We start from the raw sequence: 12,123 nt of genomic DNA, 5'->3' as shown, positions 1-12,123 counted from the left end.
CCTCACCCGCCTCCCGGTCGCCCGGCTCACCCGTACCGGGATCTCCGGCAAAGCTTCGAGGTGCGCGGCGCGGAGCGCGGGGCGGAGCGTGCCGTCGCCGTGCTGCGCGTACGGGGCGAGGGCGAGGACGGCCGCGGCGTGGAGCAGTGCTACCGGTTCACGCGCCGCGCCGCGCCGCTGCGGATCGACGAGGAGACGGAGGTGACACCGCTGAGCGACTGCTGAGCGCCGCCCCCGGGCGCGGGCGGCATCGGGCGGCCGGGGACGCGCGGCCGGGCTCTCCCCGCCAGGGTCTCCCGGCCGCCGTGCCGCTCAGCCGATCGCCCGCGAGAGCGCCTGGAAGTCCGTCCAGCTCCGCGCCGGCTTCTCCGCCCGCGGCCACAGCTTCTCGGCCAGGGCGCGCAGCGGCATCCGGATGCCCGTCGCGACCTGGTCCTGCGTCTGGGCGTTCGGGAAGTCGCCCCAGACCGCGAAGCCGCCGCCCTCGATGAGGTGGTCGTAGGAGGCGGGGACGGCGCTCGTGCCGCGCAGCACGCGCGGGGTCCAGGACTCGTAGATGCGCTCACCGGTCGGGTATTTAAAGGTGTTGGGCTGGCCGAGCACGTAGTAGAGGAACTCGTCGTTGTAGTTGAGGACCCGGCGGCCCTCGGCGAGGTAGGCGGTGGGCGGGCGGGCGCCGATCTCCTTGCCCGTCCAGTAGGCGACCTCGACCGCGCGGTCGGCCACGACCTGCCCCTCGGCGAAGAAGCCGTCGTTCCAGGCCCGCGCGATCCGCCCCTCGCGCGCCTCGCGCACGGTCTTCGCGCGGTCGTTCAGCCACGCCTGGGCGAGGTCCTGGACGCGGCCCTTCGCCCCGTACCTCTGCCGGGCGAGCGCGGCCAGCTTCGGGAAGGACGCCTCGGGGTCGGAGCGGACGAGAGCCTGGTACTCGTCGGCGCCGAGGTGCCACCAGCGGCCCGGGAAGAGGCTCGCGTACTCCTTGCTGAGGTCGTCGACGATCCGGGCCGCCTCCGGGTTCCCGATGTCCACCGCGCCCTGGACGGGCTTGCCCGCCGCGTCCCTGAGCTGGAGGCCCGGGTGCGCCTTGATGACGGTGCCGAGATGGCCCGGCGAGTCGATCTCGGGGACGACGGTGACGTGCCGGGCCGCCGCGTACGAGACGATCGAGCGGACCTGCTCCTTCGTGAGGTACTGCGCCGAGACGATCTCGGGGTGCGAGGAGGACTCGACGCGGAACGCCTGGTCGTCGGAGAAGTGCAGGCCGAACTGGTTGTACTTGAGGTCGGACACCTCCGCGATGCGCGCCTTGATCCAGTCCTCGTCGTACCACTTGCGGGCGATGTCGACCATGAACCCGCGCTGCGGCTTCGCCGGCCGGTCGCTCACGGTCCCCTCGGGCGCCGAGCCGTCCGCGCGCACGGCCTGCCGGAGCGTACGGGTGCCCCACCACACCCCGTCCCGCCCGGCCGAGGTGATCCGCGCCTGGCCGCCCGCGACGCGCAGCGTGTACGCCTCCTCGCCGCCCTCGGCGTCCTTGTCGAGCCCGAGCCACACGTCCCCGCGCCGCGGCTCCGCCCCGCCCCCGTACCTCATGCCGAGTTCGCCCGCGAGCAGCTTCGCCTCGTCGGTGAGCCCCTCGTCCCCGGCGAGGACCCGCGCGGACTTCGCGGGCTTCCAGCCGGGGCCGCGCGCCGCGTCGAAATCGCGCACCGAGGGGATCGTGCGCGGGGGCTTCGAGACGGGGTAGGAGGCGGCGGGCGTCGGCGAGTCGGTGGGCGCCCCGGTGCGGCTCGCCGCGCCCGTACCGCCGTCCTTGCCGCCGCCGTGGTCGCCGCCCGGCCACACCGTGAGGCCGAGCGCGACGGCCGCCGCGACGACGAGGGCCGCGCCCGAGGCCCAGGCGGCGCGGCGGCGGCGCCCTGCGCCCGGGTCCTGGGGGTCCTGGCGGCGGTGCTCGGCCACGGGGTCACGTCCTCGCTGCTCGGGTGCGCTGTACTGCCGTACGGGATGCCTTCCCGCCTCGGCCGACACAGTGTCACGCGTGCGGCGCCGCCCCTCGTTCGGATGACGCCCGGGGCCTGCCCGGAGGCCGCGGCGGGCCGCTCCCGCGCCGTGCCGCCGGTCCCGACACGCGCGGCCCGGCGCGCGCACAGCCGTTCCCGGGGAGCCGAACGGGCGTCACGAGCGGGCGGGCGCGGGGCCGCGCGGCAGGCAAAACGGCAGGCATCCGCCCTGATCGGACGCCCATCGGGCGGCCGAACGCACCCTTTTGGCCGACTCCTTCGCCCGTACGTGCCAGTTTGATCACACCACCTGCCCCCGTGCGGGGCACACCCGCGCCCGTGACTACGATGGCCGGGGCCGGTGGACCGTACCCGGCCGGGCCGACCGTCGACAGGAATGGATCGCGGCAGGCTCCCAATCCTTTCCCCGGAGGGTTCTTCCGTGCCGGCTGGAACGCTGTACCGCGGCCGGGAAGGAATGTGGTCCTGGGTGGCTCATCGAGTCACCGGCGTCCTCATTTTCTTCTTCCTGTTCGTACACGTCCTGGACACCGCGCTCGTGCGTGTCTCCCCCGAGGCGTACGACGACGTCGTTGCCACTTACAAGAATCCGGTCGTCGCGCTGCTGGAGTACGGCCTCGTCGCCGCGATCCTCTTCCACGCGCTCAACGGCCTGCGCATCATCGCCGTCGACTTCTGGTCGCAGGGCCCCCGCCACCAGAAGAAGATGCTCTGGACGGTCCTCGTGGTGTGGGTCGTGCTGATGCTCGGCTCGCTGTACTCCGTCCTCGGCCACGCCGCACGTCAACTGTTCGGGAGCTGACGCGATGTCCACCGAGACCTCCTCCGCGGCCTCTTCCGCGATCGGCCCCGTCGAGGGCGCCTCGCTCTACGACGCCGACCATCCGGCGCCGGTCATCGAGCCGCCCCGGCAGCGCACGAAGAAGACGAAGAAGAACCCGCAGCGCAACTTCGAACTGGCCGCCTGGCTGTTCATGCGCCTGTCGGGCATCGTGCTGGTCGTCCTCGTCCTCGGGCACCTGCTCATCCAGCTCTTCCTGGACGGCGGCGTGCAGAAGATCGGCTTCGCGTTCGTCGCGGGCCGCTGGGCCTCGCCGTTCTGGCAGGGCTGGGACCTGCTGATGCTCTGGCTCGCGATGCTGCACGGCGCCAACGGCCTGCGCACGGTCATCAACGACTACGCCGAGCGCCCCGCGACCCGCATGTGGCTCAAGGGCCTGCTGTGGGCGGCGACCCTCTTCACCGTCCTGCTGGGCACGCTGGTGATCTTCACCTTCGACCCGAACATCCGTTAGACCGGGGCCACGAGAATCATGAAGCTGAAGATCCACAAGTACGACACCGTCATCGTCGGCGCCGGTGGCGCGGGGATGCGCGCCGCCATCGAGGCGACCAAGCGCAGCCGTACCGCGGTGCTGACCAAGCTCTACCCCACGCGCTCCCACACCGGCGCGGCGCAGGGCGGCATGGCCGCCGCCCTCGCCAACGTCGAGGAGGACAACTGGGAGTGGCACACCTTCGACACGATCAAGGGCGGTGACTACCTGGTCGACCAGGACGCCGCCGAGATCCTCGCGAAGGAGGCCATCGACTCGGTCCTCGACCTGGAGAAGATGGGCCTGCCGTTCAACCGCACCCCGGACGGCACGATCGACCAGCGCCGCTTCGGCGGGCACACCCGCAACCACGGCGAGGCGCCCGTGCGCCGCTCGTGCTACGCGGCGGACCGCACCGGTCACATGATCCTCCAGACGCTCTACCAGAACTGCGTCAAGGAGGGCGTGGAGTTCTTCAACGAGTTCTACGTGCTCGACCAGCTCCTCACCGAGGTCGACGGCGTCAAGCGCTCGGCCGGTGTCGTGGCCTACGAGCTGGCGACGGGCGAGATCCACGTCTTCCAGGCCAAGTCGGTCATCTACGCCTCCGGCGGGACCGGCAAGTTCTTCAAGGTGACGTCGAACGCGCACACCCTGACCGGGGACGGCCAGGCCGCCGTGTGGCGGCGCGGGCTGCCGCTGGAGGACATGGAGTTCTTCCAGTTCCACCCGACGGGCATCTGGCGCATGGGCATCCTCCTCACCGAGGGCGCGCGCGGCGAGGGCGGCATCCTGCGCAACAAGGACGGTGAGCGCTTCATGGAGAAGTACGCGCCCGTCATGAAGGACCTCGCCTCGCGCGACGTCGTCTCGCGCTCGATCTACACCGAGATCCGCGAGGGGCGCGGCTGCGGCCCCGAGGGCGACCACGTCTACCTGGACCTCACGCACCTGCCGCCCGAGCAGCTCGACGCGAAGCTCCCGGACATCACCGAGTTCGCCCGTACGTACCTCGGCATCGAGCCGTACACGGACCCGATCCCGATCCAGCCGACCGCGCACTACGCGATGGGCGGCATCCCGACCAACGTGGAGGGCGAGGTCCTCGCCGACAACACGACGGTCGTCCCCGGCCTGTACGCGGCCGGCGAGGTCGCCTGCGTGTCCGTGCACGGCGCCAACCGGCTCGGCACCAACTCGCTGCTCGACATCAACGTCTTCGGGCGCCGGGCGGGCATCGCTGCGGCCGAGTACGCGCACGCCAACGAGTTCGTGCCGCTCCCGGAGGACCCGGAGACGCAGGTCGTCGCGCAGGTCGAGCGGCTGCGGAACTCGACGGGCACCGAGAAGGTCGCGGTGCTGCGCAACGAGCTCCAGGAGTGCATGGACGCCAACGTGATGGTGTTCCGCACCGAGCAGACCATCAAGACGGCGGTCGAGAAGATCGCCGAGCTGCGCGCCCGGTACAAGAACGTGGCGATCCAGGACAAGGGCCGCCGCTTCAACACCGACCTCCTCGAAGCGATCGAGCTGGGCAACCTGCTCGACCTCGCCGAGGTCATGGCGACCTCGGCGCTCGCCCGCAAGGAGTCGCGCGGCGGTCACTACCGGGAGGACTTCCCCACCCGCGACGACGTCAACTTCATGCGTCACACGATGGCGTACCGCGAGGTCTCGGCGGACGGCACCGAGGCGATCCGCCTCGACTACAAGCCGGTCGTGCAGACCCGCTACCAGCCGATGGAGCGTAAGTACTGATGACTACCGCGATCATGGACAAGGTGGAGGAGGCCGGGGCCGCCTCGGATCACCTCATCACGGTCACCGTGCGGGTCCGCCGGTTCAACCCGGAGGTCTCCGCCGATGTCGTCTGGCAGGACTTCCAGCTCCCGATGGACCCCAAGGAGCGCGTCCTGGACGCCCTCCACAAGATCAAGTGGGAGCAGGACGGCACCCTGACGTTCCGCCGGTCCTGCGCGCACGGGATCTGCGGCTCGGACGCGATGCGGATCAACGGCAAGAACCGCCTCGCGTGCAAGACGCTCATCAAGGACCTGAACCCCGCCAAGCCCATCACGGTCGAGCCCATCAAGGGCCTCACGGTCCTCAAGGACCTCGTGGTGGACATGGACCCGTTCTTCCAGGCGTACCGCGACGTCATGCCGTTCCTCGTCACGACGGGCAACGAGCCGACCCGCGAGCGGCTCCAGAGCGCCGAGGACCGCGAGCGCTTCGACGACACCACCAAGTGCATCCTGTGCGCCGCGTGCACGTCCTCGTGCCCGGTGTTCTGGAACGACGGCCAGTACTTCGGCCCGGCGGCGATCGTCAACGCGCACCGCTTCATCTTCGACTCGCGCGACGAGGCGGGCAGCCAGCGGCTGGAGATCCTCAACGACCGTGACGGCGTGTGGCGTTGCCGCACCACCTTCAACTGCACCGATGCCTGCCCGCGCGGCATCGAGGTGACGAAGGCGATCCAGGAGGTCAAGCGGGCGCTCATCACGCGCCGCTACTGAGGTCCCGGCGGGAACGCCGCGCGGCTCGCGCACGCGGAGGCCACCACCCCTGGCCGGGGGTGGTGGCCGCCGCGTATGTCACCATGCTCCTCTCCGACTCACCCGCATGGGGGACACCACCGATGACCACACCGCCGCCCGGCCCCGAGGACAGCAACCCGTTCGCGAAGGGGCCGGAGGGGCCGCACGGGCCGGGGGGATCGGGACAGCAGCGGCCCGGGGGTCCGGGACCGCAGGGGCCGGGGGGAGCGCCGCAGGGGGGGCCGTCGCCCGCGTACGGCTCTCCGCAGGCCCAGGCGGGGTACGGGTATCCGCGGCCGCCGGCGGGGTACGGCTACCCGCAGCAGCCGCCCGCCGGGTACGGGCACCCGGGACAGCCCCCGGCGCCGGGCGGGGGGCAGCGCTTCGGCGGGCCCGCGCCGCTCCTCGCGATAGGCGACATCCTCGTCACGCCGGAGGGGATCACGACTCCGGCGGGGACGATGCCGCTCCAGGGCTCGGTGTGGAACGCCAGCGACATGTCCCGCACCGAGGAGCGGATCAGCCAGACCGGCATCATCCTCGCGATCATCTTCGGCATCCTGCTCTGCGGCCTCGGCCTGCTCTTCCTGCTCATGAAGGAGCGCAAGACGAGCGGCTTCATCCAGGTGACCGTGACGAGCGCGGGCCGCCACCACTCCACGATGGTCCCCGCGCTCGGCCCGTGGAGCTTCCACCAGGTCATGCAGCAGGTGAACTACGCGCGCTCGCTGAGCGTGTAGCGGCGGGGCGGCGGGGCGGGGCCGGGCCCGCGCCGGGGCGGGCGCCGGGTTTTAGAAGCCGCGCGGGCCGCTGAACTGGACGACGGCCACCACGAGGGCGAGCACGCCGCACACGCAGCCGATGATCCCCAGCACGATCGCCGCCGTCGCCATCCCGCGCCCGCCGGCCTCGCCCCGGTCCGCGCGGCGCCCGTGCTTGCGGAGCCGAGACCCAGGGCGAGGAGCGCGCCGATCAGCGGCAGGACGCAGAGGCCGAGCAGCCCGCACACGAGCGCGGCGACGGCGAGCCGGCCGGGGCCGGAGGCGGCTTCGGGCGAAGCGGGCCGGGCTGCGGCGGGGCGGGCGGCCCGGGGCCGTACCCCGTGATCGGCGGTCATGAAAAGCGGCTCCACGCGCTCCCTCTCTCTCGTGCGGCCCGCGTTCCCGCAGGTCGGCGCCGTCACAGTAGAGGGCGGGCATGGTTTTTACCGGCGGTAACGGTGAAGGCGGGGGTGCGGGTGTGTGACCGGTTCGGGGAGCGCCGCCGGCAGGGGTGGCGCGGGGCGCGCGCCGTGGGCGGTCTTGAGCCAGGTGACGCGTTCCCCGCGAGGGGTGGGCGGGACGGGTGCGGCGGGGACGGCGTGCGCCCTGTCCCGGGGCCGCGCCGCACGGGCGGGACGAGCACGCCGAGGCGGGAAGCACGTCGTCGGGCCTGCGGCAGCGCCCGGCGTGTCCGCCAACTACCCCTGGATGTAGCGGTGTTGCCGCAAAATGGCTGTCGCATGACATCCGGCCAAGCAGGGCGGGACACCCTTGTGCGCGGGCGGCGGCGGTCGGGAGTATTCCGTCGGGCGGGCCCGGCACGACACGTACCGGGCCACCGTCAGGACGTGCGTTGTCATGCACACACCATGATTTCGCCCGCGCCCGTACTCCCCCGCCACCCTCCACGAGGAGAACCCTTCCGATGGCATCTCGGACAGACCACCGCCCCCGCACCACCCGCCGCACCCTCGCCGGGCTCAGCGCGGCGGCCGTCGCCGCGCTCGCGCTCAGCACCGTCGTCGCGCCGTCCGCCTCGGCCGCCCCCGAGGGAGTGATCGAGAACGCCGGAGTGTCCGGCGCGGTCTCCGGCAGCTACGTCGTGACACTCAAGTCCAGCGCCCCGCAAGCCGGTTCGGCTGCCGGGAAGGCGCTCGCGAAGAAGTACGGCGCGACCATCGACCGTACGTACTCGGCGGCCCTCAACGGCTACGCGCTGCGCCTCGGCGAGGGTGCGGCGAAGAGACTCGCGGCCGACCCGGCCGTGGCCAAGGTCGCCCAGGACCGCGTCTTCACCGCCGACGCGACGCAGGCCAACCCGCCCTCCTGGGGCCTCGACCGCATCGACCAGAAGAACCTGCCGCTGAACCGGAGTTACACCTACCCGGACTCGGCGGGCCAGGGCGTGACCGCGTACATCATCGACACCGGCGTGCGCATCACGCACACGGACTTCGGCGGCCGGGCCGCGTACGGCTACGACGCCGTGGACAACGACAACACCGCCCAGGACGGCAACGGCCACGGCACGCACGTCGCCGCGACCGTCGCGGGCACCAAGTACGGCGTGGCGAAGAAGGCCAAGGTCGTCGGGGTCCGCGTGCTCAACAACGCGGGCTCGGGCACGACGGCGCAGGTCGTGGCGGGCATCGACTGGGTCACGGCGCACGCCGTGAAGCCGGCCGTCGCCAACATGAGCCTCGGCGGCGGCGCGGACTCCACGATCGACGCGGCCGTGCGCCGCTCGATCGCCTCCGGCGTGACGTACGCGGTCGCGGCGGGCAACGAGTCCACGAACGCCTCGACGAAGTCCCCGGCGCGGGTCTCGGAGGCGCTCACGGTCGGCGCGACGACGAGCACGGACGCGCGGGCCAGCTACTCCAACTACGGTTCCGTGGTGGACCTGTTCGCGCCCGGCTCCTCGATCACCTCGGCGTGGGGCACGGGCGACAACGCGACCAACACCATCAACGGCACCTCGATGGCGACCCCGCACGTCACGGGCGCGGCGGCCGTCTACCTCGCGGGCCACACCTCGGCGAGCCCGGCGCAGGTCGCCTCGGCCCTCGTCGCGGGCGCGGCGAGCGGTGTCGTCGGCAACCCGGGCTCCGGCTCCCCGAACCGGCTCCTGAACATCGTGCCGTGACCTCCGGAGCGGTGCTGTGACCTGGTGGCCCCCGGGGTACGCGCCCCGGGGGCCACTGCGTGCCCGGCGCGGCGGGCTCCCGGGCGGCTCACGCGCCCCGGGCCGCGAGGGTGACCACCGTGATGTCCGAGGGGGCGCCGACCCGGACCGGGGGACCCCAGGCGCCGGCGCCGCGTGTCACGTACAGCGTCGTGTCGCCGTAGTGGTCGAGACCGGCGACCGTGGGGTTGGCGGCGCGGGCCAGGAGGTTGCCGGGGAAGAGCTGGCCGCCGTGGGTGTGGCCGGAGAGCTGGAGGTCCACGCCGCGCTCGACCGCCTCGTGGATCATCACCGGCTGGTGCGCCATGAGGACGGAGGCACGGGCCGGGTCGCGGTCGCCGAGCGCCTTGTCGTAGTCGGGGGCGGCGTGGTGGTCCTCACCGGAGATGTCGTTGACGCCCGCGAGGTCGAAGCCGGGCAGCTCGACGCGGGCGTTCTCCAGCGGGCGCAGGCCCAGCTCGCGCACCTCGTCGATCCACTCGTCCGCGCCCGAGTAGTACTCGTGGTTCCCGGTGACGAAGTACGCGCCGTGCCGGGCCCGCAGGTCGCTGAGCGGCTGGGCGGCGTGGCCGAGCTGGGCGACGGAGCCGTCCACGAGGTCGCCCACGACCGCGATGGCGTCCGGCTGGGCGCCGTTGATGGTGTCCACGATCCGCCGGGTGTGCGCGTGGCCGAGGATCGGGCCGAGGTGGATGTCGCTGACGACCGCGACGCGGAAGCCGTGCGCCGCGCGCGGCAGCTTGGCGAGCGGGATCGTCACGTGCTTGAGGCGCGGGCCGCGCAGGACGCCGTACGCGCCCGCCCCGACCGTGCCGAGCGCCGCCGCGCCCGCCGCCCCGCCGACGATCCGCGAGACGAAGAGCCGCCGGGAGGGGGCGGGACGGGCGCGCTCCGGCCCGGGCCGGGCGTCCCCCGCCGGTACGGGCTCCGCCGCCAGGGGCTGCACGGGTACGGGCTCCGCCGCCACGGCTCCCCGCGGCCCGGGAGCCTCCGCCGGGCCGGGCCCTGGGGCCGCGTCCGCGCCGCGCTCGGGGTCCGGGGCGCGCTCCGCGTCCGCCCCTGCCCCGTCCGACGCCGTCGCCGTTGCCGTCGCCGTCGCCGTCGTCTCACCCTCCCGGGCGTACCGCCCGCGCGTCACCCGAAAGAGCAAGGGGCGGAGCAGTTCGCCGAGCGCCACCGCGAGGAGCAGGTAGAGCGCGAGCGCCGCCCACAGGTACCCCGGCCAGGCCACGACGCGCAGCACCCCGAAGGGCAGTGCGCGCGAGCCCGCGAAGGCGGCGAGCATGAGGACGGGGGCGACGACGAAGAGGACCGTGCCCAGGGTGCGGGCGGGTCCCGGGCCGCGCGTCGTGTCGCGGACGAGGCGGCGCCACAGGTACCAGTGGGCCAGGCCGAGCAGCGCGAGCACGAGCAGCAGGGCCGCGCCGAAGAGGATCACCATGCCGCGTCAACGGCCCGTCCCCCACGCGTGGTTCCCGTACGGGCGACACGGCTCACGCCGGAAGATCACGTTTCCGCAGCGCCCGCAGCCCCCGGAACCCGATGCCGCCTACAACCGTCCCCAGAAGGAAGGAGACGATCGCCAGCAGCAGGTGGACCCAGAAGTAGGCGGTGGGGTCGCCGGCGTCGTCGAAAGCGAGACCGCTGCCGTCTTTCCACAGATTTTTGGCGAAAGTGACCCAGATGATCCAGCTCCACACCCCGAACGCGAGCAGGAACCAGGAGACCGGGCGGCTGAGCTTCATGGGCCCAGTATCGCGCCGGGCCCTCGGCCTCCTGCGCCGGGGTGCGGACAAGACGCCCGCGGGGGGACGAGCCGGGCGGGCCCGCACCCCCCGTTCGGCCCCTGCCCCCGCCCCCTCCCCGGTTGCCGCCGATGACAGCACAGGTACGTTCCTGAACGTGTCCGCTACGAAAAAGCGCGTACCGGTGCTTTCTCTGACCGCCTGCGCTGCCGCCGCCGCCCTGTCCCTCTCCGTGGCCGCGAGCCCCGCCCTGGCAGATTCGGGCGAGGGCTCCGCGAGCCCCCGCCCCCCGGCCCGTACCTCCGCGACGGGCGGGGAACGGCTCGCGCTGCCCGGCACGCAGGTCGAGCCGGAGGCCGGTGCGCCCAAGCTGCCGAAGAAGCTGACCGCGCGCTCCTGGGTCGTCGCCGACGCCGAATCGGGCGAGATCCTCGCCGCGCGCAACCCGCACTGGCGGCTCGCGCCCGCGAGCACCCTCAAGATGCTCTTCGCGGACACCCTGCTGCCGAAGTTCCCGAAGGACCGCGTGCACCAGGTCACGCTCAAGGACCTCGACGGGATCGGCGAGGGCTCCAGCCTCGTCGGCATCAAGGAGGACCTGCCCTACTCGGTGCACGACCTGTGGCTCGGCGTCTTCCTGCGCTCGGGCAACGACGCCGTGCACGTCCTCTCCGCCATGAACGGCGGCGTCGGGCGGACCGTCCAGGACATGCGGGCGCGGGCGCACGAGCTCCAGGCGAACGACACGCACGTCGTCACGCCGGACGGCTACGACGCCAAGGGCCAGGTCTCCAGCGCGTACGACCTCACGCTCTTCGCCCGCGACGGCCTCCAGAACGCCGACTTCCGCGAGTACTGCTCCACCGCCGAGGCGCAGTTCCCCGGCGAGTTCGCCAAGAAAAGGAAGAAGGACAAGGACAAGGACGAGAAGAAGCCGGTGGACGGGCAGGCCGGGCCCGGGCAGGGCCCGCGCGAGCACTTCGGCATCCAGAACACCAACCGCCTCCTCACCGGCGCCCCCGACCTCAAGCCGTACCAGGGCATCGCCGGCGTCAAGAACGGCAACACGACCAACGCGGGCGCGACCTACACCGCGTACGCGCAGCGCGGGGACCGCAAGCTCCTCGTGACCGTCATGCACCCCGACTACGACGAGACCCAGGCCGTCTACCGCGAGGCCGGGCGCCTGCTCGACTGGGGTTTCGCCGCCGACGGCAAGGTCACCCCGGTCGGCGAACTGGTCCCCACGCGCAGTGTCGCCGCCGAGCAGGCCAGGGCGAGCAAGGAGGCGGCGGCCCCGAAGCAGGCCACCGGCGGCAAGGGCAGCGGCGGCGCGGCGAGCGCGGCCGCTCCCGGCACGGGCTCGGGCGGCCTCGGCACCGCGCTCGCGGTGGGCGGCGGCGTCCTCGTCGTCCTCGCGGGCGTCGTCTTCGTGATCCGCCGCAGGCACCCCCTCCCGGCGGGCGCGGCGGGAGTAGCGGGCGCGGGCGGCGCAGCGAGCGCGGGCGGTACGGGCGGCGCGGGCGGTCCCGGGCGGGACGAGGCCGGTACC

General features: G+C 72.9%; 10 protein-coding genes and 1 pseudogene. 8 read left to right on the top strand and 3 right to left on the bottom strand.

From position 1 onward, the window contains the following. A partial coding sequence (locus SSBG_RS33320) for a hypothetical protein (RefSeq protein WP_234010580.1) occupies positions 1 to 225 on the top strand: 225 nt, incomplete at its 5' end. An 87-nt stretch (positions 226 to 312) separates the two neighbouring features. Here SSBG_RS33320 and SSBG_RS18650 read toward each other — a convergent pair. Continuing rightward, a complete protein-coding gene (locus SSBG_RS18650) occupies positions 313 to 1,962 on the bottom strand; it encodes a beta-N-acetylhexosaminidase (RefSeq protein ID WP_008747625.1) in 1,650 nt (549 codons plus the stop codon). 483 nt (positions 1,963 to 2,445) lie between these two features. Here SSBG_RS18650 and sdhC point away from each other — a divergent pair, with 483 nt between their 5' ends. The 6 genes and pseudogenes from sdhC to SSBG_RS18615 form a co-directional block, all read left to right on the top strand. Then, positions 2,446 to 2,826: a succinate dehydrogenase, cytochrome b556 subunit gene (gene sdhC / locus SSBG_RS18645; RefSeq protein ID WP_008747624.1), complete on the top strand. Its 381-nt coding sequence runs from the start codon at positions 2,446 to 2,448 to the stop codon at positions 2,824 to 2,826. A gap of 4 nt (positions 2,827 to 2,830) precedes the next feature. After that, positions 2,831 to 3,319 carry a succinate dehydrogenase hydrophobic membrane anchor subunit gene (locus SSBG_RS18640; RefSeq protein WP_008747623.1) on the top strand — a complete coding sequence of 163 codons (489 nt, stop codon included), beginning with the start codon at positions 2,831 to 2,833 and terminating at the stop codon, positions 3,317 to 3,319. Positions 3,320 to 3,343: 24 nt separating this feature from the next. Beyond that, the gene (gene sdhA, locus SSBG_RS18635) at positions 3,344 to 5,098 is read left to right on the top strand and encodes a succinate dehydrogenase flavoprotein subunit (RefSeq protein ID WP_008747622.1); all 1,755 of its coding nucleotides are present in this window, start codon (positions 3,344 to 3,346) and stop codon (positions 5,096 to 5,098) included. Then, positions 5,098 to 5,859, top strand: coding sequence for a succinate dehydrogenase iron-sulfur subunit (locus SSBG_RS18630; RefSeq protein ID WP_007826249.1), 762 nt, complete (start codon positions 5,098 to 5,100; stop codon positions 5,857 to 5,859). The genes sdhA and SSBG_RS18630 overlap by 1 nt, the downstream gene beginning before the upstream one ends. A gap of 122 nt (positions 5,860 to 5,981) precedes the next feature. Continuing rightward, a complete protein-coding gene (locus tag SSBG_RS18625; protein WP_008747621.1) occupies positions 5,982 to 6,620 on the top strand; it encodes a hypothetical protein in 639 nt (212 codons plus the stop codon). Positions 6,621 to 7,566: 946 nt separating this feature from the next. Next, positions 7,567 to 8,778: pseudogene (locus tag SSBG_RS18615) on the top strand (S8 family serine peptidase); the annotation flags it as partial. 97 nt (positions 8,779 to 8,875) lie between these two features. On the opposite strand, the gene SSBG_RS18610 reads toward SSBG_RS18615, so the two are convergent. Together SSBG_RS18610 and SSBG_RS18605 are read right to left on the bottom strand one after the other, a co-directional pair. Then, positions 8,876 to 10,267, bottom strand: a complete 1,392-nt coding sequence (locus SSBG_RS18610) for a metallophosphoesterase (RefSeq protein ID WP_008747618.1) — start codon at positions 10,265 to 10,267, stop codon at positions 8,876 to 8,878. A 52-nt stretch (positions 10,268 to 10,319) separates the two neighbouring features. Further along, on the bottom strand, positions 10,320 to 10,571 hold the full coding sequence (locus SSBG_RS18605) for an SCO4848 family membrane protein (RefSeq protein WP_008747617.1): 252 nt from the start codon (positions 10,569 to 10,571) through the stop codon (positions 10,320 to 10,322). Positions 10,572 to 10,755: 184 nt separating this feature from the next. On the opposite strand from SSBG_RS18605, the gene SSBG_RS18600 reads away from it, so the two are divergent. Continuing rightward, on the top strand, positions 10,756 to 12,123 hold a 1,368-nt coding region (locus tag SSBG_RS18600; protein ID WP_078491349.1), incomplete at its 3' end, for a D-alanyl-D-alanine carboxypeptidase family protein.

It is taken from the genome of Streptomyces sp. SPB074 (assembly GCF_000154905.1).
Classification (GTDB): Bacteria; Actinomycetota; Actinomycetes; order Streptomycetales; family Streptomycetaceae; genus Streptomyces.
The sequence above is the reverse complement of the archived record's forward strand: the minus strand, read 5'-3'. Positions and strand labels throughout refer to the sequence as shown.